Origin of the sequence: Citrobacter sp. RHB21-C05 (genome assembly GCF_013889015.1) — a bacterium.
Classification (GTDB): domain Bacteria; phylum Pseudomonadota; class Gammaproteobacteria; order Enterobacterales; family Enterobacteriaceae; genus Citrobacter_A; species Citrobacter_A sedlakii.
The window spans coordinates 658,486-680,647 of record NZ_CP057611.1 but is presented as its reverse complement, the minus strand read 5'-3'; the positions used below and the strand labels follow the sequence as shown (position 1 = coordinate 680,647).

The 22,162-nt window shown below is 55.2% G+C and carries 21 protein-coding genes; 11 read left to right on the top strand and 10 right to left on the bottom strand.

The features are described 5' to 3' along the window. Positions 1–73: 73 nt before the first annotated feature. Positions 74–277, top strand: a complete 204-nt coding sequence (locus HVX72_RS03215; protein ID WP_042292305.1) for a YbdD/YjiX family protein — start codon at positions 74–76, stop codon at positions 275–277. Between the two features lie 12 nt (positions 278–289). Next, positions 290–1,246, top strand: a complete 957-nt coding sequence (gene yjiA, locus HVX72_RS03210) for a GTPase (protein ID WP_181822531.1) — start codon at positions 290–292, stop codon at positions 1,244–1,246. Positions 1,247–1,343: 97 nt separating this feature from the next. On the opposite strand, the gene HVX72_RS03205 is transcribed toward yjiA, so the two are convergent. From HVX72_RS03205 to HVX72_RS03190, 4 genes are all read right to left on the bottom strand, one after another. Next, complete coding sequence (locus HVX72_RS03205; protein ID WP_181822530.1) at positions 1,344–2,423, bottom strand: DUF2955 domain-containing protein; 1,080 nt, start codon at positions 2,421–2,423, stop codon at positions 1,344–1,346. Beyond that, on the bottom strand, positions 2,413–3,480 hold the full coding sequence (locus HVX72_RS03200; protein WP_181822529.1) for an HlyD family secretion protein: 1,068 nt from the start codon (positions 3,478–3,480) through the stop codon (positions 2,413–2,415). Before HVX72_RS03200 ends, HVX72_RS03205 begins: the two co-directional genes overlap by 11 nt. A gap of 2 nt (positions 3,481–3,482) precedes the next feature. Continuing rightward, positions 3,483–3,947, bottom strand: coding sequence for a MarR family transcriptional regulator (locus HVX72_RS03195; RefSeq protein WP_042292325.1), 465 nt, complete (start codon positions 3,945–3,947; stop codon positions 3,483–3,485). 146 nt (positions 3,948–4,093) lie between these two features. Further along, positions 4,094–4,255: a DUF1127 domain-containing protein gene (locus HVX72_RS03190; protein ID WP_181822528.1), complete on the bottom strand. Its 162-nt coding sequence runs from the start codon at positions 4,253–4,255 to the stop codon at positions 4,094–4,096. A gap of 175 nt (positions 4,256–4,430) precedes the next feature. Between HVX72_RS03190 and HVX72_RS03185 the strand changes: the two genes are divergently transcribed. Beyond that, complete coding sequence (locus HVX72_RS03185) at positions 4,431–5,843, top strand: PLP-dependent aminotransferase family protein (RefSeq protein WP_181822527.1); 1,413 nt, start codon at positions 4,431–4,433, stop codon at positions 5,841–5,843. 38 nt (positions 5,844–5,881) lie between these two features. Here the strand turns inward: HVX72_RS03185 and HVX72_RS03180 are convergent, their stop codons facing one another. Continuing rightward, positions 5,882–6,823, bottom strand: a complete 942-nt coding sequence (locus HVX72_RS03180) for an Rpn family recombination-promoting nuclease/putative transposase (RefSeq protein WP_181822526.1) — start codon at positions 6,821–6,823, stop codon at positions 5,882–5,884. Between the two features lie 229 nt (positions 6,824–7,052). Between HVX72_RS03180 and HVX72_RS03175 the strand changes: the two genes are divergently transcribed. The 3 genes from HVX72_RS03175 to mdtM all read left to right on the top strand — a co-directional run bounded on the left by HVX72_RS03175 (position 7,053) and on the right by mdtM (position 10,116). Next, entirely contained in the window at positions 7,053–7,868 is an 816-nt protein-coding gene (locus HVX72_RS03175; RefSeq protein WP_181822525.1) for an AraC family transcriptional regulator, read from the top strand. 48 nt (positions 7,869–7,916) lie between these two features. Then, a complete protein-coding gene (locus HVX72_RS03170; RefSeq protein WP_181822524.1) occupies positions 7,917–8,579 on the top strand; it encodes a LysE family transporter in 663 nt (220 codons plus the stop codon). Between the two features lie 304 nt (positions 8,580–8,883). Further along, entirely contained in the window at positions 8,884–10,116 is a 1,233-nt protein-coding gene (mdtM, locus tag HVX72_RS03165; RefSeq protein ID WP_181823234.1) for a multidrug efflux MFS transporter MdtM, read from the top strand. A gap of 90 nt (positions 10,117–10,206) precedes the next feature. Here mdtM and metC read toward each other — a convergent pair whose 3' ends face one another. Both metC and HVX72_RS03155 read right to left on the bottom strand, forming a co-directional pair. Then, positions 10,207–11,397 carry a cystathionine beta-lyase gene (gene metC, locus HVX72_RS03160; protein WP_181822523.1) on the bottom strand — a complete coding sequence of 397 codons (1,191 nt, stop codon included), beginning with the start codon at positions 11,395–11,397 and terminating at the stop codon, positions 10,207–10,209. Positions 11,398–11,424: 27 nt separating this feature from the next. Then, positions 11,425–12,657 carry a dicarboxylate/amino acid:cation symporter gene (locus tag HVX72_RS03155; RefSeq protein WP_181822522.1) on the bottom strand — a complete coding sequence of 411 codons (1,233 nt, stop codon included), beginning with the start codon at positions 12,655–12,657 and terminating at the stop codon, positions 11,425–11,427. 226 nt (positions 12,658–12,883) lie between these two features. Here HVX72_RS03155 and HVX72_RS03150 point away from each other — a divergent pair, with 226 nt between their 5' ends. The 5 genes from HVX72_RS03150 (at position 12,884) to HVX72_RS03130 (ending at position 17,615) form a co-directional block, all read left to right on the top strand. Beyond that, on the top strand, positions 12,884–13,810 hold the full coding sequence (locus HVX72_RS03150) for a LysR family transcriptional regulator (RefSeq protein WP_181822521.1): 927 nt from the start codon (positions 12,884–12,886) through the stop codon (positions 13,808–13,810). A 44-nt stretch (positions 13,811–13,854) separates the two neighbouring features. Next, on the top strand, positions 13,855–15,126 hold the full coding sequence (locus HVX72_RS03145; RefSeq protein ID WP_181822520.1) for a DUF445 domain-containing protein: 1,272 nt from the start codon (positions 13,855–13,857) through the stop codon (positions 15,124–15,126). Between the two features lie 9 nt (positions 15,127–15,135). After that, positions 15,136–15,375 carry a DUF2164 domain-containing protein gene (locus tag HVX72_RS03140; protein WP_042292346.1) on the top strand — a complete coding sequence of 80 codons (240 nt, stop codon included), beginning with the start codon at positions 15,136–15,138 and terminating at the stop codon, positions 15,373–15,375. Positions 15,376–15,544: 169 nt separating this feature from the next. After that, positions 15,545–16,342 carry a YjiK family protein gene (locus HVX72_RS03135; RefSeq protein ID WP_233459280.1) on the top strand — a complete coding sequence of 266 codons (798 nt, stop codon included), beginning with the start codon at positions 15,545–15,547 and terminating at the stop codon, positions 16,340–16,342. A gap of 79 nt (positions 16,343–16,421) precedes the next feature. Then, positions 16,422–17,615: an MFS transporter gene (locus HVX72_RS03130; protein ID WP_042292351.1), complete on the top strand. Its 1,194-nt coding sequence runs from the start codon at positions 16,422–16,424 to the stop codon at positions 17,613–17,615. 247 nt (positions 17,616–17,862) lie between these two features. Here HVX72_RS03130 and HVX72_RS03125 read toward each other — a convergent pair whose 3' ends face one another. The 3 genes from HVX72_RS03125 to HVX72_RS03115 all read right to left on the bottom strand — a co-directional run bounded on the left by HVX72_RS03125 (position 17,863) and on the right by HVX72_RS03115 (position 22,096). Continuing rightward, entirely contained in the window at positions 17,863–18,078 is a 216-nt protein-coding gene (locus HVX72_RS03125) for a hypothetical protein (RefSeq protein ID WP_042292358.1), read from the bottom strand. A gap of 672 nt (positions 18,079–18,750) precedes the next feature. After that, entirely contained in the window at positions 18,751–19,926 is a 1,176-nt protein-coding gene (locus tag HVX72_RS03120) for an HlyD family type I secretion periplasmic adaptor subunit (RefSeq protein ID WP_181822518.1), read from the bottom strand. A 1-nt stretch (position 19,927) separates the two neighbouring features. Further along, positions 19,928–22,096 (bottom strand): type I secretion system permease/ATPase, encoded by a 2,169-nt coding sequence (locus HVX72_RS03115; protein WP_181823233.1) that lies wholly within the window; start codon positions 22,094–22,096, stop codon positions 19,928–19,930. Positions 22,097–22,162: the final 66 nt, after the last annotated feature.

Here is a 22,162-nt window from a genome sequence, read left to right as displayed (position 1 = left end):
TGAGCGCCGCAGTAAAGTAGGCCGGATAAGGCGTTAGCCGCCATCCGGCTTAATTCATTACAGGTATAAGACAATGTTTGGTAACTTAGGGCAGGCAAAAAAGTACCTCGGCCAGGCGGCGAAGATGTTGATTGGCATTCCAGACTACGACAATTACGTCGAGCATATGCAGACCAATCATCCCGATCAGCCGTACATGAGCTACGAAGAGTTCTTCCGCGAGCGCCAGCAAGCACGCTACGGCGGCGACGGTAAAGGCGGCATGCGCTGCTGTTAGAAGGAGAAGTGAATGACCCCGATTGCAGTCACCCTACTCACCGGATTTCTTGGCGCGGGTAAAACCACCCTGCTGCGCCATATCCTCAACGAACAGCACGGCTATAAAATCGCTGTTATCGAAAACGAGTTCGGCGAAGTCTCCGTTGATGACCAACTCATTGGCGATCGCGCCACGCAGATAAAAACCCTGACTAACGGCTGTATTTGCTGCACCCGCTCCAATGAGCTGGAGGATGCGCTGTTGGACCTGCTTGATAATCTTGATAAAGGCAACATCAGCTTTGACCGGCTGGTGATTGAGTGCACCGGCATGGCCGACCCCGGTCCGATCATTCAGACCTTTTTCTCCCATGAGGTCATTTGCCAGCGTTATCTGCTGGACGGCGTAATTGCGCTGGTCGATGCGGTTCACGCCGACGAGCAGATGAATCAGTTCACCATCGCCCAGTCCCAGGTCGGTTACGCCGATCGTATCCTGCTGACCAAAACCGACGTGGCGGGCGGGAGTGAAAAACTGCGCGAGCGGCTGGCGCGCATCAACGCCCGCGCCCCGGTATATACCGTGACGCATGGCGATATTGACCTCTCTCTCCTGTTCGATACTAACGGCTTTATGCTGGAAGAGAACGTGGTCAGCGCGACACCACGCTTCCATTTTATTGCCGATAAGCAGAATGATATTTCTTCCATTGTGGTGGAACTGGATTACCCGGTAGATATTGGCGACGTTTCGCGCGTGATGGAAAACCTGCTGCTGGAAACCGCCGACAAACTGCTGCGCTACAAAGGGATGTTATGGATTAAAGGCGAACCCAACCGCCTGCTGTTCCAGGGCGTACAGCGTCTGTACAGCGCCGACTGGGATCGCCCGTGGGGCGACGAAACACCCCACAGCCAGCTTGTGTTTATTGGTATTCAGTTGCCGGAAGACGAAATCAGAGACGCATTTGCGGGGCTGAAGAAGTAATACCTCCCTGCCCGATGGCGATGCCTGTCGGGTCTGGCCCGACAGGCCGGAGAAAGCGTTTACGCTATCATCCGGCGCCTTCCCATGTAAGCCCGAATCACTCCACCACAAACCGCGTTGCCGCAAAGCAGTTCAGTACCCGGTGTACCAAAAACACCATCGTCAGCGTTACTATCAGCGCCACGGTGACCGAGGTGATGCGGTACAGATCGCTGAACACCAGGTCGCTGTCCGGGTGCAGGTTCTGACCGAACATAATGCCGATGGTAGTGATGCTGGCGAAGCCCACTCCCGCGCCGACCTTTTCCATCACATGCAGGCGAGCGCTGAAGGCCAGGCCGAGCCCAATTAACGGCATCATGAGCAGCATGTGGTTGCTGAAGTCATAAATAATCAGCTGCACCACCAGAATGTACAGGCAGGCCAACACGACGCCCACCACGCGCCAGATAGAACTGATCACCGCGCCACGATAGTGCATGGGAAAGAGAATCAAAATGCCCGCCATCAGCGCCGACAGGGAGTCACTGAGATCGCAAATCTGGAAAACCACAAAGATCATCGTCGCCACGCTGCCGGAAAGCAGCGACTCATGACGAACCCGGGCAGCGTCTTTGTCAATACGCGGCGGCGGCTGTCGCGGTTCCACATCGGGAATCAGATAGTGCAGCAGCGCGCTCAGCGCCACGGCCATCACACAGGCTTCCATATTGGAAAACATCAGCGTATGCCAGTTTGTGGTGGGATAGCTCATAAAGTTAAGCATTGTACTCTGGCAAACCACCCCCATTGAGCCAAGCAGAAACAGTGGCCCCTTGCTCATAAAGCGAAAGCGCATCACGTACAGAGCCAATACCACCAGCGTCATAATAAGCGGCCATTGCGAAAGATAACCGACAATCAGTACCATTTCGACGCAGTTCACCGCTGCGCTGAATACAAACTGCGTCGCCACGTGACGGTTAAACACCGGCACCAGCGACATCAGCATCAGCGGATAGACCACAAAAAACACGCCGTACTGAACGTTGTAAAATGTGGAAACACTGAGGGCAACCGTTCCGGCGACGGCGATGCGTACGGTCTGGCGAAAATCGTTGGCCGTGTAAACAATCTTCCCGTGCGGCGTAAACACCTGTGCCAGCGTATTTATCGAGGCCAGAGAGCTAATAAACATAGTGCAGCCAGCTTACGAGGTGGATCTGCGCCCCGGCGAAGGTGCGGGCAAACGGCCCTTCACTGTTATACAGTTGCACTGTGGCGCGCGCCCCGGTCGGTAACGGTTTTTCCAGCGGCTTGTCCAGCGCCACATGGATGCGCATCCGCTGGGCATCACGTACCCAGCGTGTGGACTGCTCCGGCTGCGACAGTTGGCCATTCACATCCTCCTGCCCCGCCAGGATCCCGGCATCGCTGCTGGTGACGTGAGCGGGAAACACGTTGCCCGGCAGTGCGTCAAAGACCACGGCGGCATCGGTGCTGGTCTGAGTATGGCGCAGGCTCTTCTCGCGAAAGTCGGCCACGATATCGGTCTGATTGCTGACCAGCGCCAGCAGCGGTGTGGCGGCAGTGGCATACAGGCCGGGGTTTAGCTGCAGATTACTCACCGTACCGTCGGTCTCGGCTCTGACCTTCGTCCAGTCCAGGTTCAGCTTCGCCTCGTCAAGCGCGTTACGGTATTTTTGAAGCGTGACGTTACGACTGTCGTCGCGTTCGCCACGCTGGATCAGCAGGTTCTGAATATTGGCTGTCAATGCCGATACCGACTGTTCGCTGGTTTGCCAGGCGGTGCGGACTTTGTCGAGATCCGCCTGAGAGACGTTCTGCATCGCGCTCAGCTTCTGGTAGCGATTAAGCGTAAGTCTGTCGTTGTGGGCGGTGTATTGCGCGGTGCGCAGGCTGGCGCGCGCAGCGGCGATCTGCGCATCCAGTTGCTGATTGCTCAGTTTCGCCTGTTCCAGAGCGATCTGCGCAGCCTCAACTTTATTAATAAACGGTGTCGGGTCGAGCTCATACAGCAGATCGCCTTTTTTCACCTGGCTGTTGTTGTGTACGTAAACGTGGGAGACGTAACCGGATACCCGGGAAGAAACCGGCGTGACCACGCGCATTACGGTGGCGTCCGGCGTCAGTGGGATCCAGATATCGGCAACAATAAACCAGGCGAATATCACCAGGAAAGCGGCAATACTCACCCTTACCCAACGGGCAAATTTTTGTTCTGGCGTCATCATTTTTAGCGTTGATTATCTTCTTCGCGGATTGTCCGCAGATTGCAGGCGATTTGATTAAGTGTGGCGCTGAAAAGGGCAAGTTCCGCTTCCGGGATTGTACAGGTCACGCGCTGCTGATACGTCTCGATCACCCTGTTGAGTTCACGCAGTACCGCGCGACCGTTGTCCGTCAGGGTGAGCAGGCGAATACGCTTGTCCCAGGGCGATATGGAACGTATCAGATAACCCCGTTTTTCCAGTTGCGCGAGCGTGCGCATGAGCGGCGGCAGTTCAATACCCTGCATTTCAGCCAGCTCGCTTACCGAGACGTTATCGCCCAGTTGATGCAATTGCATCAATACCGTCCAGCTTGACTGCGTCAGGCCGGTGTCGGTGATGGCGGTATCAATAATGGCGCGCCACTGACGCACCACCATCGCCATGCGCATGCCCATCGGACGGCGGGCAAACAGTTCGTCTTCGGTCATAGCACTTCCCCTCTTAGCTGAGGGGAAAATAATACTTATCAGGATAAGTATCAAGAAACAGGCCGGGTATTCGCATGAATTGATAAATATCATGAATGTATTTAGAACGACGCTGTGCGCGTCGCCCTTATTGATTTTACGGGCTTTTAGAGTTCATCCCGCCGTAAGCCAATATCTTTGAGCCGTTCATCATTCATCTGTTGCAAAATGCGTCGCGAGTAAACCCGTAAGCGCCACGCTTTATACGCCCGCCAGATCAGCATAAATCCCGCAAATGGCCGTTTTGCCCTGTTCTCGTAAAATTCCATTCTCCACCTCCGCATTAACCTGAGGCTTTATTCTGGCGGGGTGCGATTATTCAATACAGATTCAAAAAACACTTTTCTTTAACATACAGATTGGCTAAAAATACGTCTGAACTGCAAAAAATGCACCTGTCTGTACTGGTTTTGAAATCTGTATGGCATTTATAAGGGATACAGCATGACGCGTTATCAACATCTGGCCAATCTGCTGGCTGAACGTATTGAGCAAGGTTTATATCGTCATGGAGAAAAATTGCCGTCAGTGCGCAGCCTGAGCCAGCAACATGGCGTGAGTATCAGCACTGTGCAACAGGCGTATCAGCGCCTGGAATCGCAGCAGCTCATTACGCCACAGCCGCGGTCGGGCTATTTTGTCGCGCCGCGCAAAGCGCAGCCGCCGGTCCCTCCGATGTCACGACCGGTACAGCGTCCGGTGGAGATCACCCAGTGGGATCAGGTGCAGGATATGCTGGAAGGGCATCACGACGCGTCCATCATTCCCTTTAGTAGCGGCATCCCGGACATCAGCCAGCCAAGCCTAAAGCCGCTCTGGCGCGAGTTAAGCCGCGTCGCGCAGCACAATCTGAGCGCGGTGCTGGGCTATGATGAGCTATCCGGCTGTCGCGAACTGCGTCAGCAAATCGCGCGGCTGATGCTCGACGGCGGTTCCGTGGTCACCGCCGAAGATATTATCATAACCAGCGGCAGCCAGAGCAGCATGTCGCTGGCGCTGCTGGCGGTGTGTCAGCCGGGGGATATTGTCGCCGTGGAATCGCCCGCATACTACGGCACCATGCAGCTTCTGCGCGGTTTAGGCATCAAAGTAATTGAAATTCCTACCGATCCGGATACGGGGATCAGTATCGAAGCGCTGGAACTGGCGCTGGAACAATGGCCGGTCAAAGGGGTCATACTGGTGCCAAATTGCAATAATCCGCTTGGGTTTATCATGCCGGATGCGCGTAAGAAAGCGGTACTGGCGCTCGCCCAGCGTCACGATATCGTTATTTTCGAAGACGATGTTTACGGCGAACTGGCCTCGGAGTACCCTCGCCCGAAAACCATTCACGCCTGGGATATCGACGGACGGGTGATTCTGTGCAGCTCGTTTACCAAATCGGTCGCGCCGGGCCTGCGCGTCGGTTGGGTGGCGCCTGGCCGTTACCATGACAAGCTGCTGCATATGAAGTACGCCGTTATCGGCTCCAACGTCCCGGTCACCCAACTGGCGGCGGCCGCGTTTGTCCGGGAGGGTCACTATCACCGTCACCTCCGGCGAATGCGCCAGATTTACCAACGCAACATGGAAGTCTACACCTGCTGGGCACGGGAATATTTTCCCGGCGGCATCTGCATCACGCGGCCGAAAGGCGGTTTTTTACTGTGGGTTGAATTACCAGAACAGGTCGATATGGTCTGCGTGGCGAAACAACTCTGTCGACTGAGAATCCAGGTTGCGCCCGGCTCCCTGTTTTCGGCATCAGGTAAATACCGCAACTGCGTGCGCATCAATTGCGCGCTACCACCGGACGAGAAACACCGGGAAGTGATGCAAAAGCTTGGCGAGGCGATTAAGGTGGCGATGGACTAGCTTCTGCCACCCGCTACGCGTTGCCAGTCGGGCGCCCCTCAATGCGCCACGTTTTGTATCTCTTCCGCAGAGAGCCCGGTCAGACGCTGCACCGTTGGAGGTTCAATCCCCTCCGCGAGCATCATTGCGGCAATACGCCGGGCTGCTGCGCGCTGGCCTTCGGCCAGCCCTTCCTGTTTGCCCTGCTCCATGCCCTGGCGGATCCCTTTTCTGAGAATCGCATTACGAAATCTTTCTGCAACCGTCATTAATCGCTCCTTGTGTTGAGGCACCCGCTGCGCCATCTCTTCCAGAAAGACGCTGAACCGTGGCGTATAACCGTGCTGTCTTTGTAAATAATTAAACAGCGCTTTCAACTGTCTGTCATTAGCGCAACCGGTAACGAGTAGCGATGCCAGTTGTTCTACCAGCCCCAACAGATCGCGTCTGCGAATATGCTTTTGGACCAACTCCAGTAACGCCATCCGCCGATGCTGCATAATTTCATCGTCCGGGATCACTGTGATATCCACCAGAGGGAACGCGGCGCTATACAGTTCACGCGCCAGCGCAGGATCGGCAAAGTCATCCAGCCAGTTCAGAGAAAAGGGATAAGGGCTTTCCGCGCCGTGATAAAACAGCATCGGCACCACCAGCGGCAGCCGCTTATGTCCGGCGTCTAAATGCTGTTGCATCGCCGCGATGGCGTAGCGCATCAGCCTGAATGCCATATGTGCATCAGGCGTGCTTTGATGCTCGATAACTACATAGATATACCCCTCGCCTTCATCGGTGTGTACCGACCACAGCACATCTGAATAATACGCCCGCAGATTGTCTTCAATAAAACTGGTCGGCTCCAGCTTCAGCGTCTGCAAATCGCACAGCGATCGCAGAGAAGCCGGAAGGTGAATATCCAGAAAATCACGGGCGGTATCCGGATGGCGTAGAAAGGTCTTAAACACGGCGTCATGCGGGGTGGATGTGTTTGTTTTGCTCATGGCGGTCCGTCACCTAAAAAATTTACCGCCACGTTACCGTGCCGCCTCCCCCGTTTCATGCGCCACTTTTCTTCTCTGCGAAACGCCTCCAGAGAAAAAGTCCCCCCAGATGTAACAGCAACATGTTCGCGGAATGCGCTACGCAAAAACCACACAACGTCGGCGATTACGACGTTTCCGCCGTCCGGCCTGTGGTATAACTCATCATTATCAACAGGAGAGGCTGACCGTGAACCGCACCCGAAATATTTCACAATCATTCTGGCGTGACGAACAACTGCCGTGGCTGGAATTGCGCAGTACCAGACGCAGCCATCAGGCCTACAAGCGCCATTACCACCCGCAACTGTCGGTTGGCGCGATCCTGGAAGGAGAAACCCGTTGCGTCAGTCACGGTGTGGAGTACCGCCTGCAGGCAGGCGATCTGATTGTGATCCCGCCGGATGCGCCACACAGCTGCAACCCGGTAGACGGACAGTGTCGCAGCTATCATATGCTCTATCTGGACGCAGACTGGTGCCGTGCGCAATTCATTGGCGTGACCGCCAGCGCGCGCCTTGTCGCCCCCGCGCCGGTCATTCGCAGCCCGTCGCTGTTTGCCGATTACCTTACGCTGGTCACGTTCATGGCGCGCCGGCAGACGGCGGCGGTAGCGAGCGCCGCCCAGCGTCTGCTGCGCCAGCTCCCCTTGCACATTGGCACGACAGATACTCCACGCGCCAGCAGTCGCTATTTACTGACACGCCTGCAAAGCGATTTGCTTTCTCCACCGTCGCTGGATGAGTTAGCCCATGAGTGCCAAATGCGTAAAGAGACGCTGATCCGCACCTTTAAACAGGATGTCGGCCTGACGCCGGGCAGTTACCTGAACATCGCGCGCATCGGTTACGCCCGCGCGCGTTTACGCGCCGGGGAGACGATTGCCGACGTCAGTTACCAGAGCGGATTCGCCGATCAGAGTCATTTTCATCGCACCTTTGTCAGCTATACCGCCGCCACGCCGCGACAGTATGCGTCGGGGCGATCAATATCAGACAATAATTAGCGCCGGACAAAAGGTAGGGTGATCTCAGGTTTACTGTCTGAGGTCACTATGGAACGCTTCTCTGTTCTCTTTCCGTCGGCATTCCCCGCGCTGGCGTTGGCACATTTTGTGGCGCTGCTGAGTCCGGGTCCCGACTTCTTTTTACTGGTCGGCTATGCGGTCCGCTACCCATTGCGGGGTAGCGCCGGACTATGTGTCGGGATTGCCGCAGGCAATGGCCTGTACATCCTGCTGGCGATTGTCGGCTGGGGGATCCTGCGCCAGCTGCCGCTCCTGTTTACCGTCATTGAGCTGCTCGGCGCAGTGTATCTTCTGTGGATTGGCACCCTGCTGCTGCGAAGCCGTCCGCAGACGTTGTTCGGTTCCGGCGCTGAAAACGCTTACCCGGGTTTTCACCAACAGCTGCTGTTGGGGCTGGGCTCCTCTTTGCTCAACCCAAAGAACGCGCTGTTTTACCTGGCGCTAATGACAGCGTTGCTTGGCCCCGGGGTGACGCTGGTGCAGCAAACGGTAAGCGGCATCTGGATGACCAGCGTGGTGCTGGCATGGGATATACTGATCGTCACGGTTATCGCTCTGCCAGCCGTCCAGCAGCGCTTCACCCACGGGTTACTGTGGATTGAGCGGGCCGCTGGCGCCATCTTGTGCGTTTTTGGCGTGGGGATTGTCGGACGGTTTATCTGGCCGCTGATTGTCGCTACGCCGAATTAACCCGCAAAACTCTTTTGATTACCGTCAAATTTTAATTACACTTAATGTGTATATTTTCCACTCAACTTACTTTTCCCGAGGTGTGATGTGCTGAATGTCATCTGTAATCGACACACTTTCTGACGTGAGTCAGTGGTGTTTTCCTGTCTGTGTTTATGCGCGGACAGCGCTTTTGATTACATGAAATTCAGTCCATCCGCAGTCTGTTTGCGCCCGTTCTCTGCCTGACGTCCCTGTGACGGTATTGAATTTCGTTGTTCCCGCTATGGGTTGTTCCACATGGAGTGCGTTTACGATGTCACGGATTTCTCACTTTTTCTCACGACACGCCACGTCGCTGTTTTTTCCGATGGCGCTGATCGTGTATGACTTTGCCGCTTATCTGTCGACGGATTTGATTCAGCCTGGCATCATCAACGTCGTGCGCGATTTTAACGCCGACGTCAGCCTTGCGCCCGCGGCGGTCAGCCTTTATCTGACCGGCGGCATGGTGTTGCAATGGTTTCTGGGGCCGCTTTCGGATCGCATTGGCCGCAGGCCGGTGCTGATTACCGGCGCGCTGATCTTCGCCCTCGCCTGTACCGCCACGCTGTTCACCACCACCATGACGCAGTTTCTGATCGCGCGCGTGGTACAGGGCACCAGCATTTGCTTTATCGCGACGGTCGGCTACGTCACGGTTCAGGAAGCCTTCGGCCAGACGAAAGGCATTAAATTGATGGCGATTATCACCTCTATCGTTCTTGTGGCGCCTATTATCGGCCCGCTTTCCGGCGCGGCGCTGATGCACTTTGTCCACTGGAAAGCGCTGTTTGGTATTATCGGCGTGATGGGCTTTCTTGCATTTATTGGCCTGTTGCTGACCATGCCGGAAACGGTCAAGCGCGGCGCGGTGCCATTCAGCGCGGTCAGCGTGCTGCGCGACTTCCGCGATGTGTTCCGCAATCGTGTGTTCCTCGCGGGCGCCGCGACGCTGTCGCTCAGCTATATCCCGATGATGAGCTGGGTCGCCGTTTCGCCGGTGATCCTGATCGACGCTGGCGGCATGACCACCTCGCAGTTTGCCTGGGCGCAGGTGCCGGTGTTCGGCGCAGTGATCGTCGCCAACGCCATCGTCGCGCGTTTTGTTAACGATCCCACCGATCCCCGCTTTATCTGGCGCGCGGTGCCTATCCAGCTTAGCGGACTCGCGGTGTTGATTGCCGGAAACCTGCTCTGGCCGCACGTCTGGCTGTGGTCGGTGATCGGCACCAGCCTGTACGCGTTTGGTATTGGAATGATCTTCCCGACGCTGTTCCGCTTTACGTTGTTTACCAACAATCTGCCCAAGGGCACGGTCTCGGCGTCGCTGAATATGGTGATTCTGCTGGTGATGGCCGTCTCCGTCGAGGTTGGCCGCTGGTTGTGGTTTAACGGCGGGCGAATCCCGTTTCACCTGCTGGCGGTAGCGGCAGGCGTGGTGGTCGTATTCACGCTACGAGGTTTGCTCCATCGCGTGCGCCAGCATGGCGAAACCGAGCTGGCGCTTGAGAAATAAAGCAAACCGGATGGCGGTGCAGACCCCTTAACCAACCGGCAGGGTTCGCAGGTGGGTTAAACATCAGCGCCATCCGGCAAGGGAATCACTTTACGCGATGCGCGCAAATCCGGCGTCGAGATCGGCAATCAAATCGCCCACGTCTTCCAGACCGATATGCACCCGCACCAGCGTTCCGCTGAAGTCCACGTCCCCTGCCGGACGGATGCCGTTTAGCTCCTCAGGCTGATTCGCCAGAATCAGCGATTCAAAGCCGCCCCAGGAGTAGGCCATATGGAACAGCGAAAAGTTATCAAGGAACGCGGCCAGTTGCGTGTCCGACAGGCGTTTTTTTAGCACAAAGGAGAACAGGCCGGAGCTGCCGCTAAAGTCACGCGCAAAGTACTCGTGCCCCGGGCATTCCGCCAACGCCGGATGGTTCACGCGCGCCACTTCCGGTCGCGCCGACAGCCAGCGGGCAATCTCAATACTGCTCTCCTGATGCTGCTTCAGGCGGACCGACAGCGTACGCAGGCCGCGGCTGCCGTTATAAGCGGTATCTGCATCCAGCGTCTGCCCCATCAGATATGAATTCTCACGCAGGCGCTCCCAGCAGCGGGCGTTGGACACCGCCGTACCCAGCATACCGTCTGAATGACCGATGGTGTACTTGGTTCCTGCCTGAATCGAAATGTCCACACCATAGTCCAGCGCCTTAAACAACACGCCAGCCGCCCAGGTGTTGTCGATCATAATGACGATCTCCGGGTTCACCGCGCGGATCGCTTTTACCATCCCCGGAACATCCTGAACTTCCATGGTGATCGAACTGGGTGATTCAAGAAACACCACTTTGGTTTCCGGTCGGATCAGTTCGGCAATTCCCGCGCCGATCATAGGATCGTAATAGGTGGTTTCGACATTGAATTTACTGAGGATCTTATTGCAGAAATCCTGGGTCGGCTCATACGCCGCGCCGGTCATCAACAGATGATCGCCCCCCTGTACAAAGGCGAGGATCGCATTGGTCACCGCCGCCGCGCCGCACGGATAGAGCGCGCAGCCGACGCCGCCCTCCAGTTCGCTCATCGCCTTCTGAAAGGCGAAGTGAGTATACGTGCCGCGACGCCCGTAAAACAGTTCGCCGTTGGCGCGATTGGCAGTGGCGAATTTTTTGTCCTTGACGGTATCAAACACCAGCGAGGAGGCCCGCTGGATCACCGGGTTCACCGCTCCCTGGGTATAGCGCTTATCGCGTCCGGCGATGATTAACTGCGTTTCAAGCTTCATTGAATCTTTCATTTTTTTATCCTTCATCCGTACGCAAACTTATACCGTCGCCGTGTCAGGGTTAATCCCGACACTGGCCTGTTTCTTTCCCGCGAAGCGCTCAACAATCTGCGTCGCGTTTAAATCGTGAATGACGTTAATCAGCGTTGCCGGAGCATCGGTAATGGTACCAAGCACCACCAGCATCGGAATTGCCTCCATCGGCAGTCCCAGCGTGGTGACGATAAAGATCTCGCCGAGAAACGCCCCACCCGGCACGCCGCCAACGATAATCGCCGACAGCACGGCAATCAGCATGGTCAAAAAGAAGGTCTCGGTGGTAAATTCCATCCCCAGTACTGAATAGATAAAGACAATCTTCAGCGCCGCAATCATCGCCACGCCGCCCTTGTTCAGGTTGACCAACAGCGGCACGGAGACATCAACAATTTCCGGATTCATGCCCATCGCCTTGCCCGCGCGCAGGGTTACCGGTAACGTGCCCAGCGAGGAACAGGTGCCCAGCGCGGTCACGGAAGGCTCAATGGCGTGGCGCCAGAAGGCTTTTACCGCCGGAACGCCCCCGCCGATGTACGAATAGAGTATTGAGCCAAAGACGTAATACACCAGGGTGGCGACCATAAACAGGCCAATTGCCCGGGCGAAGGTCAGCAGCAAGTCGGCGTCCTGGCTAGCCATCGTCGCCGCAAAGTAGCAGCCAAGCCCGACCGGCGCGACCTTCATAATGATCGACACGATCTTCATGATCACCGTATTGGCGTCTTCCAGCAGCGACGCGATGCGCTTACCGGCCTGCTCCGACTGACCGATAGCGATCCCGGCAACGATCGCCATGACGATCAACGCCAGAATATTCGACTTGGAAAACAGGCCGATAAAATCATTGGTGGTGATCATACTGACAAAATCCATCTTGCCGCTGCCCGCCTGCACGGACTGAGACAGATCGATAGTGACGCCCTGCGCCGGGTTGTACCACAGCGCCAGAGCGACGATCCCTGCCGCGGGTATAAACGCCATCGCAATAGAGACGATAAAAATAACCGCCATAATGCGCCCCAGACGCTTCAGGTCGGTCATGCTGGCAATAGAAGACATCACGCTAATGCCAACCAGCGGAACAATAATCATAAACAGCAGGTTCAGGAAAATCTGACCTATTGGCTGAAGTTGACTGGCAACCGCGGGGGCATAAATACCGAATACGCCGCCGGCCACCAGTGCGAGTAATAAGATAATTGACGATTTATAGGGTTCGAGTCGTGACCACATACGAGGCACCTTTCATTAAAATAGAATATAAATGAGAGTAAATTCACAATTTGATGGGGTTCCGATTTTTCCTCCTTATTATTTTGTGACCTGACTCACTTAAGTTGTTATTTTTTCATTTTGTCAGCACGTTGTTTCCTGTGATTCAATAGTTGCATGTTTCAGAAAGGAATGTAACGGCATATTCGTACCGTTTTTGCAAATCACTTGTGAATTAAAGGAAACAATGAGCGCGCCCATTTCACTCAAGCATTTAGAGTTTTTTGTCCGGATTGTCGACTGTGGCGGCTTATCTGAAGCGGCGGCGCAGCTTAACGTTTCGCCGTCGGCGGTAAGTAAAAGTCTGGCGGCAATGGAAGATACATTAGGAACGACCTTAATTAAGCGCACCACCCGCAGTATTACCCTGACCGACGCTGGACACTATTTATTTAATCGCGCCAATAAATTACTGAAAGAATTTGATGAAACGTTGAATACCACCTCTGGCTATTATCACAATCCTCAGGGGGAATTACGCATTACCTGCTCTATTGCCTTTGGTTATTCCCGGCTGGTCAATCTGGTGGATAAATACCGCACCCAGTTTCCCGACGTGAATCTGTATATCGATCTCAACGATAATTTTATCAACCTGAACGATACTGACTTTGATATTGCGCTGCGCATCTCCACCGCACCGCCGCAAAACTATGCGATGCGCAAGCTGGTGCCGATCCGCTGGGCCTGGTGCGCCTCACCGGGCTATCTCGCCAAAAAAGGGATGCCGCTGCGGCGCGCCGATCTGGTGGATCATGACTGTCTGGTTTACCCCGGCCTGACGCCAACCGTAAAGATCGCCGACGAGCAGGATCGGCTGCATCAGCTCAAACTGCATATGCCGATTCAGGCCAACAGCAGTCTGGTGCTGCTGAAATCGGTGCTGGAGGATCAGGGCGTGGCGTATCTGCCCACCTACCTGATTGGCGATCATATCCAGAAAGAAGAGATCACCCCGCTGATGCTCGACGGTACGATCGCCTGCGAAACGCACACCCTGTACGCACTTTATTTCCCCAGCAAATACAGTAACCCAAAGGTACGATCGTTTATCGATTTTCTGGTGGCGGAACTCGGCGCTCTTCCGGCCTGGGACAACTGGATCCCGGGCTGAGTACGCGTTGCACAATCCCACTGTCTGCCTCTATCCTTAAGCGTATGAATAAAATCGCTGAACTTAAACGCGCCAAAATGCTGGCGCTCTCGTTGCTGCTGATCGCCGCCAGCACTTTTGTGGTCACGCTTTTTCTGCCTCCCGGTTTCTGGGTTAGCGGAATCAAGGCCATTGCCGAAGCGGCGATGGTCGGCGCGCTGGCGGACTGGTTCGCGGTCGTGGCGCTGTTTCGCCGCGTGCCGCTGCCGTTTATCTCGCGCCATACGGCGATCATCCCACGCAATAAAGATCGCATTGGCGAGAATCTCGGCCAGTTCGTCCAGGAAAAATTCCTCGATACTCAGTCGCTGGTGGCGTTGATCCGCCGCCACGAACCGGCGCTGTTAATCGGCAAGTGGTTTAGCCAGCCGGACAATGCCCAGCGGGTCGGCCTGCATTTATTGCAGATCATGAGCGGTTTTCTGGAACTGACCGACGACGCCCGCATTCAGCGCCTGCTGAAACGCGCAGTACATAAAGCCATCGACAAGGTGGATCTCTCCGGTACCAGCGCCCTGATGCTGGAAAGCATGACCAAAAACGATCGTCACCAGGTGCTGCTCGACACGCTGATCGCCCAGCTTATCGCCCTGCTGCAACGCGACAGCTCACGCCGGTTTATCGCCCAGCAGATCGTGCGCTGGCTGGAAACCGAGCATCCGCTGAAAGCGAAAATTCTGCCGACCGAATGGCTCGGCGAGCACAGCGCCGAACTGGTTTCTGACGCGGTGAATTCGCTACTGGATGACATCAGCCAGGATCGCGCTCACCAGATCCGCCATGCTTTCGATCGCGCCACATTCAAACTTATCGATAAGCTGAAAAACGATCCGGAAATGGCGGATCGCGCCGAAAGCATTAAAGAGTACCTGAAGGAAGATGAAGCCTTTAACCGCTATCTGGGCGAGCTGTGGGCGGATCTGCGCCAGTGGCTGAAGAACGATATCAACGCCGACGATTCTCGCGTCAAACAGCGGATCGCCAACGCTGGCCAGTGGTTTGGCGAAACGCTGATTGCCGACGATGCGCTGCGCGCGTCGCTTAATGGTCATCTGGAACAGGCTGCGCATCGGGTTGCCCCAGAGTTCGCCAGCTTTCTGACCCGCCACATCAGCGACACGGTAAAAAGCTGGGACCCGCGCGATATGTCGCGGCAGATAGAACTGAATATTGGCAAAGATTTGCAGTTTATCCGCGTCAACGGCACCCTGGTCGGTGGTACCATTGGGCTGGTGCTTTATCTGTTATCCCACGCCCCGGCCCTGATGGGCTTTTAAGGAAATACTATGGCTGATCTCACTCTTTCCGCAGCGGAGCGCGAGCGCTTGCGCGACGAGCTGGAGCGCTACTGCCGCGATCAGTTCGATCTCCACCTGGAGCAGTTCGACGCTGAGTTTTTTATCGATTTTATTATCGATAAATTGGGACCCGCCTTCTACAACGCCGGCATTGAAGAGGCGATCCGCACTCACCTTGCGTGGAATGAACGGATTCAGGAGGAGATGGATCTGAAAAAGATCCTCTAGCGATGCCGTCTCAAAGCGATCCGTTTGGCGGTTAAGAAGTCGTTAAGATCTCTGTCTAATACTGGACGTCTGTTCGTCGTTCAGGGAAAGATCGCTTATGAAAAGGATTGTCTGGCTGTTAAAACGCCCCGTGGCCGGGTTTGTCGTGTTTGCTGGGGTTATCGCCGCAATGGGCTACACGCTCCTTACCGGGGCGATGGCCGATGCCGAACGTCCGGACTCTTCTCTACAGCACTATCGCGCCACGATTGATGGCAAAGAAATTGTTGGCATTAAAAACAACATCTCTTCGCTCACCTGGTCGGAAAAAAGCGACACCCTGTTCAGCACCCTGAACAGACCCGCCACTCTTGTTGAGCTGACCAAAGAAGGTGACTTACTGCGCACCATCCCGCTCGATTTTGTGCAAGATATGGAAACGATCGAATACGTCGGCGACGACACCTTCGTGGTGAGCGATGAGAAAAACTACACCATTTACGTGATCACCGTAAATGAGCGCTCAGAGGTGAAAATCGTCAAAAAAGTGCAGTTCGCTGTGCATGACACGCCGACCAACCGCGGTTTTGAAGGACTGGCCTGGTCACAAAACGATCGTACCTTCTGGTTCTTTAAGGAGCGTAAACCGATTGAGATTTACACGGTTCGGGGATTACTGCGTAACGATGAGCTCTCGATTAGCCGGGATCTCGCGCTGCAGCGCAATCTGGCGGTAAAAGACATTTCCGGCGCAGAGTTTAATTCACAAAATAATACCTTGTTGATCCTTTCTCATGAGTCACGAACGCTAAAAGAGGTGACGCGGGACGGCGACGTGATTGGCTCCCTGTCGTTGACCGGGGGCCACCACGGGCTGGCAAAGACTCTCCAGCAGGCGGAAGGGATTGCGATGGACAACCAGGGCACGATCTTTATCGTCGGCGAACCGAATCTGTTTTACCGCTTTACGCCAGAGCCTGCACACTAAATTCACATTATGCCTTACCCGGTTGTTAAAAATTTGTTACTCTCACTCTTACCACGCGAATCATCACACAGGGTACGGCATGAGCCAACAACCGCATCATCTCGCTGATCGTTTTTCTTTTAGCACCGCTCTGTTTGGCATGATGGTTTTAGCGCTCGGCATGGGCATAGGCCGCTTTTTGTATACGCCTATGCTGCCAGTACTGCTGGCTGAAGGACGCTTTAGTTTTAGCGAACTGTCGTGGATCGCCAGCGTCAACTATGCGGGCTATCTGGTGGGAAGCCTGCTGTTCTCTTTTGGTCTGTTCCATCTGCCGGGACGGTTACGCCCGCTGCTGTTCACCTCTGCCGTGGCCACCGGCATATTGATTCTGGCGATGGCGGCGCTGACACATCCGGTCGGCGTGATGCTGGCGCGTTTTCTCGCCGGGGTCGCCAGCGCCGGAATGCTGATTTTTGGCTCGACGCTGATCCTGCAACATACCCGTCATCCGTTCGTTGTGGCCTCGCTGTTTTCCGGGGTCGGCGTGGGCATCGCGCTGGGCAATGAGTATGTTATCGCCGGGCTTCAACTGGCGCTCACCTCGCAGACCCTGTGGACAGGGGCCGCCGCCTTCTCCGGCCTGCTGGTGGTTTTGCTCGCGCTGCTGCTGCCTTCCCGCGCTCATGCGATACCGCCCGCGCCACTGGCTAAGGCAAAGCATCAGCCAATGCGCTGGTGGTTACTGGCGATACTCTATGGCCTTGCCGGGTTCGGCTACATTATTGTTGCCACCTATCTGCCGTTGATGGCTAAAGACGCGGGGTCGCCGCTTTTAACGGTACACCTGTGGACGCTGGTGGGCCTTTCGATTGTGCCGGGCTGCTTCGGCTGGCTATGGGCCGCAAAACGCTGGGGCGTTCTGCAATGCCTGACGGCAAACCTGGTGATTCAGGGTGCCTGTGTGCTCCTCACCCTCGCCAGCGGCTCGCCGACACTGCTGGTGCTCAGCAGTATTGGTTTTGGCGCGACCTTTATGGGCACCACTTCGCTGGTGATGACCCTCGCCCGTCAGTTGAGCGTGCCCGGGAATCTCAATCTGTTGGGCTTTGTCACGCTGACTTACGGTATTGGGCAGATCCTCGGCCCGCTATTAACCACCTTTTTCGCCAGCGGAACAGAGGCCATTACCCGCGCAACGCTCTGCGGCGCGCTGGCGCTAATGATTGCCGCATTAATCAGTGTCGCCCAGCTTTATCAACAAAAGCGCTTATTACGCTGCCGCGCAAAATAATCACCGGAGTCATAAAAAGCGGGCCTGGATTATTTTCGAAACGTGATGAAGCCATTCCAGAAGTTCCGAAAGAATAAATCCGTGACTATTTTATGGGTGGTGATAATCGGCGAAGGAAATATGATGACGGTACATCCCCACATCATTATCGTTATCATCACGACGGCCAGGGTCAGGCCCCTTGTAAAAGCGCTAATACAGTCCACGGAACGGCAGAGCGGCAAAGGCAACGTCTGAAAACCAGCGCTTAATTTTCCGCGCCGTGCTTAAGATCGTCTTCGTGGACGGTGCGGTGAAGCATTAACGCTTCGGCAATAATATCCTGCTTACTTTTTCGCGTTTCCAGCGCCAGCGCACGGACATAGTCCCAAAGGGTTGACTCTACGCGGGCGCTCAACAGAACCATATTTTTAGAACGCGTGCCTCTGGCTTTGCGTTGATCGGGATAATCGCGAGAAGGCATTGTCATCTCCTGAAGGCGGGTGGTCTTAACAGGAGAGGAATATGCAGTTAGCGGAAAAACAAGTCAACGCACAAAAATTCATCAGCCAGGTAATTTAATTGTTAATAAATCGCCTCAAAATGGAACGCTATTTCAAATGAAAGGGAAGACTGGCAACCTTTATTTCGTCACGATTCCTTTACACCCTGACCTTTATTCTACGTCGGCCTGGTGTAAATTGGCATGGATAAAATGTGGACCGACAGTGGAAAATTCCTGTTCGCCAATAAGTTACTCCCCAAATAAATGTTTACATTGCGCGGAATAACCGGAATTTTTAGAGGGACTTAAACGATGCTTACCCCATCATTTTTGTAGTGAGCCTCACAATATTCTGCCCCCGGACGTCTTACCACTGCTGCTTGTCGCGCTGGAAAGGTAAACAAGACGTAAACGGCAACATTTTTTAAGGACGCAAATTAAGTGCCTTCAGTTTGATTTAAGTCAATTTTCAAGAGACACATTTGCCAATTTTTGGTAAGAATCTGATGAAGCGCACAAATAACCGCCCTCGTTGTACAGGAATTTTTACACGTTTGCCTGTCCATCTCTCTGCGGAGTGGCATTGACATAAAAAAGCTGCTGGTCCGCCCTGAAATTCCCCGGCGGACCGTTGTCCACTGCGGGCTGTCGTTATCTTTCCCGCATGGCTTCTTTCGCCTTGTTCAGCGGTTTCAGCAGATACTCCAGCACCGTTTTATTGCCGGTTTTGATATCCACGGTGGCAATCATGCCGGGAAACACCGGAAAGGCTTTTTTCTGTTTATTAATTAAATGATTGCTGTTGGTGCGAATGTAAACCCGGTAATAGTAGAGATCGCGTTTGACTTCATCCTGAATCGTATCCGGCGAAATGAGCGTCACCACGCCGTTGATGCCGCCATAAATGGAGTAATCGTAAGCGGTAATCTTTACCATCGCTTCCTGTCCCGGATGGATAAACGCAACATCGCGCGGCAGGATTTTCGTTTCAATCAGGATCTGATCGTCTAACGGCACCAGGCTCATCAGCTTGCCGCCTGGGGCGATCACACCGCCCACGGTCGTGACGTCGATATCTTTCACAATGCCGCGCACGGGGGCGTTAAAGGTCAGGCGGGTCAGCGAATCTTCCCGCCCGCGCATCACTGACCGCTCGGTCTCGATTTCAGCGTTGGCCTTCGCCAGCTCTTCACGGGCGCGCACGTAATACTGGGTTTGCAGCTCGGCGATCTTATTTTCCATCTCATTCTTTTGCCGGCGCAGGCGCAGCACTTCCACCTGGCTGGCTGCGCCCTGTTTGATCAGCGGTTGGGTGAGCGCCAGCTCGCCGTCAATCAGCGCGATGCCCTGCTTCAGCCCCTGGATCCCTTTTTCCAGGCTTTCACGTCGGGACAGAAACAGCGCGCGCTCCTGGTTTATCAGCGCCGTCTCGTTGTTCAGCTCCGGCGGGAATACCGGCTCGGTGCCGTTCACTTCCGCCGTCAAACGCGCCGAGGTCGCCAGCGCCGCATGCAGTTTCGATTCGCTCTCCTGCACGCCGGACTCGGTTTTCGTCCGGTCGAGCTGCGCCAGGACTTGCCCTTTCTCCACAATGTCGCCTTCACGCACGTGCAGTTTGTAGATAATGCCGCCTTCCAGCGACTGGATCTCCTGCTCGTGGGACGATGGCACCACTTTGCCGCTACCGGTGGTTACTTCATCCAGATGAAAGTAGCTCGCCCAGGCGACAAACGCCGCCAGCAGGGCAAACAGGAACCAGACGATCAGGGAAGAGCGCGGCAGTTTAGGCTCGCTGAGGCGACTGTTAAAACGGTTTACATCGCGCATTTTACGCTCTCCCTGGGTTGTTCGACGGCATCCGGGTCACATTGCCTGTCGTCGGCGGCGTCATACCGTGTTTATGCAAAATGGCGTCACGCGGGCCGTCCATGACAATACGTCCGTTATCGAGCACGATAATGCGATCCACCAGTTCAAGGATCGGCAAACGGTGCGTCGCCACCACCATCGTTCGCGTATTGCCCAGCCAGTTCTTCAGGTGCTGAATAAACTGGCTCTCGCCAATTTCATCCAGCCAGGCAGTGGGCTCATCCAGCAGTAAAATATTCGGCGACGTCAGCAGCGCGCGCGCCAACAGCAGCGCCTGACGTTGTCCGCCCGACAGTCCGGCGCCGCCTTCGCTGATCACATAGTTCAGCCCGGTTTTCTGCTTGCGCACAAATTCGAGCGCGCCGCTGATCGCCAGCGCCTGCTGGATATCGTCATCGGTCGCCGTGGGGTTACCGAGCGTAATATTGTCGTGGATGGAGCCAAAGAACAGGCGCGCCTGCTGGCTCAGCAACTGCATATCGCGGCGCAGATCCGCCGGGTCAAGGTGATTGAGCGCGATATTGTCGAGCAGCACCGACCCCTGCTGCGGTTCCTGCATACCCGCCAGCACCTGCAGCAACGTACTTTTACCCGAGCCGTTGCGACCGAGCAGCGCCACGCGCTCCCCGGCGTTGATATTCAGCGAAGGCACCGTCAGCACGTTAACTTTCTCTTCTTCGTCGTAGTAAAACGCGACGTTTTCCAGTTGATAATGCCCGCGCAGGTGCGCTTTATGTACTTTCTTGCCCTGCTGCGGCTCATCAACCGGACGCTGCATCAGCTCATCCAGCCCCTGTAACGCCACCTTCGCCGACTGCCAGCGCGACAACACGCCAGAGATTTGCGACAGCGGCGCGATAGTGCGCGAGGCCAGAATCGAGGTCCCGACCAGCGCGCCCGTGGTCATATCACCAGCAATGACCAGATAACAGCCAATCAGCAGCACCACCGCATAGACAATGGACTGCACTTCCTGGGTCCAGGTCAGCAACAGACTGGTCAGCCAGCGCTGGCGCATGCCGACGTCAGCGGCCACAAAGTTGGTGTTGTTCCACTGGTTCTGAAAACGCTGTTCGGCGCGCATCAGTTTGATATCTTCAATGCCCTGTACTGCTTCCACCAGCGTGGCGTTACGGATAGCCGACTCGCGCATCCCCTCGCTGGACAGCCGCCCCAGCGGACGCTGCACCAGCAGGCCGGGGATCAGCAGCAGCGGAACCGCCATCAGCACCACCAGCACCAGCGGACCGCCAATCATCCATAAAATGAAGACAAACAGCAGGAAGAAGGGCAGATCGGAGAGCGCGGCGATGGTGGTTGAGGTGATCAGCTCACGCACCGACTCCAGTTCGCGGATCTGGGCAATAAACGATCCGGTGGATTTGGATCGCGCGCCGTTCTTAATCCGCATCGCATGAGCAAAAATGCGCTCTGAAATACGCAAGTCGGCCCGCTTGCCCACCACGTCAGAAATATAGACGCGCAGCATACGCATAATAAATTCAAACAGGATCGCCAGCATTACCCCGCCAAACAGCACCCACAGGGTAGTTTCAGACTGCGAGGGCACTACGCGGTCGTAAACCTGCATCGAAAAAATCATGCCAGAGAGCGCCAGCACGTTCGCCACCAGCGCAACCACCATAATGTCGATATAGCGAGGCCAGTCTTTTAACGCCAACTGCCAGAACCAGTTTTTCTTATACGGCTTAATGTAATCATCAACGCGCGCGTCAGGCGTGGATTCCAGCGGACGTAAAATAAATAACGCTTTCAGTCGCGCGCTTAATTCATCGCGCGGTAATACGGTTTCCAGCCCTTCATCGCCGCTGAACTGCAGGCTGATATTCCCGTCGTTGTCCATGCGGGTAATGACGGCGATTTGCCCTTCGCTAAATTCCGCAATCAGCGGCAGACGCCACGGATCGAGATGCGAGACTTTCGCTGCGCCCCTGCGCAAACCCAGCCCCAGCTGGCGCGCCATATCTTTTAACACCAGCTCGCGCGGGGAGTCAGTTTCATAGTTTATCGACACCCGAACATGCTCCTGCGAGTAGTCGAGACGATAATGTTGCGCCACGCCGATCATAGCCTGTAACCAGGGTTCATATTGCGACTGCGTGTTCATAGCATTCTGTTCCTGTTCTGCGACATTGCGCCGTAACGGAATTGCGTGAGGAATAACGGATTGTGT

Excerpts from the sequence above, each read along its gene's own strand:
- HVX72_RS03200 (WP_181822529.1), bottom strand. The coding sequence starts at position 3,480 with ATGATGACGCCAGAACAAAAATTTGCCCGTTGGGTAAGGGTGAGTATT.
- HVX72_RS03205 (WP_181822530.1), bottom strand. The coding sequence starts at position 2,423 with ATGTTTATTAGCTCTCTGGCCTCGATAAATACGCTGGCACAGGTGTTT.
- HVX72_RS03130 (WP_042292351.1), top strand. The coding sequence starts at position 16,422 with ATGAGCCAACAACCGCATCATCTCGCTGATCGTTTTTCTTTTAGCACC.
- HVX72_RS03125 (WP_042292358.1), bottom strand. The coding sequence starts at position 18,078 with ATGCCTTCTCGCGATTATCCCGATCAACGCAAAGCCAGAGGCACGCGT.
- yjiA (WP_181822531.1), top strand. The coding sequence starts at position 290 with ATGACCCCGATTGCAGTCACCCTACTCACCGGATTTCTTGGCGCGGGT.
- HVX72_RS03170 (WP_181822524.1), top strand. The coding sequence starts at position 7,917 with ATGGAACGCTTCTCTGTTCTCTTTCCGTCGGCATTCCCCGCGCTGGCG.
- HVX72_RS03215 (WP_042292305.1), top strand. The coding sequence starts at position 74 with ATGTTTGGTAACTTAGGGCAGGCAAAAAAGTACCTCGGCCAGGCGGCG.
- HVX72_RS03190 (WP_181822528.1), bottom strand. The coding sequence starts at position 4,255 with ATGGAATTTTACGAGAACAGGGCAAAACGGCCATTTGCGGGATTTATG.
- HVX72_RS03195 (WP_042292325.1), bottom strand. The coding sequence starts at position 3,947 with ATGACCGAAGACGAACTGTTTGCCCGCCGTCCGATGGGCATGCGCATG.
- HVX72_RS03155 (WP_181822522.1), bottom strand. The coding sequence starts at position 12,657 with ATGTGGTCACGACTCGAACCCTATAAATCGTCAATTATCTTATTACTC.
- HVX72_RS03115 (WP_181823233.1), bottom strand. The coding sequence starts at position 22,096 with ATGAACACGCAGTCGCAATATGAACCCTGGTTACAGGCTATGATCGGC.
- metC (WP_181822523.1), bottom strand. The coding sequence starts at position 11,397 with ATGAAAGATTCAATGAAGCTTGAAACGCAGTTAATCATCGCCGGACGC.
- HVX72_RS03120 (WP_181822518.1), bottom strand. The coding sequence starts at position 19,926 with ATGCGCGATGTAAACCGTTTTAACAGTCGCCTCAGCGAGCCTAAACTG.
- HVX72_RS03135 (WP_233459280.1), top strand. The coding sequence starts at position 15,545 with ATGGGCTACACGCTCCTTACCGGGGCGATGGCCGATGCCGAACGTCCG.
- HVX72_RS03140 (WP_042292346.1), top strand. The coding sequence starts at position 15,136 with ATGGCTGATCTCACTCTTTCCGCAGCGGAGCGCGAGCGCTTGCGCGAC.
- HVX72_RS03180 (WP_181822526.1), bottom strand. The coding sequence starts at position 6,823 with ATGAGCAAAACAAACACATCCACCCCGCATGACGCCGTGTTTAAGACC.
- HVX72_RS03150 (WP_181822521.1), top strand. The coding sequence starts at position 12,884 with ATGAGCGCGCCCATTTCACTCAAGCATTTAGAGTTTTTTGTCCGGATT.
- HVX72_RS03185 (WP_181822527.1), top strand. The coding sequence starts at position 4,431 with ATGACGCGTTATCAACATCTGGCCAATCTGCTGGCTGAACGTATTGAG.
- HVX72_RS03145 (WP_181822520.1), top strand. The coding sequence starts at position 13,855 with ATGAATAAAATCGCTGAACTTAAACGCGCCAAAATGCTGGCGCTCTCG.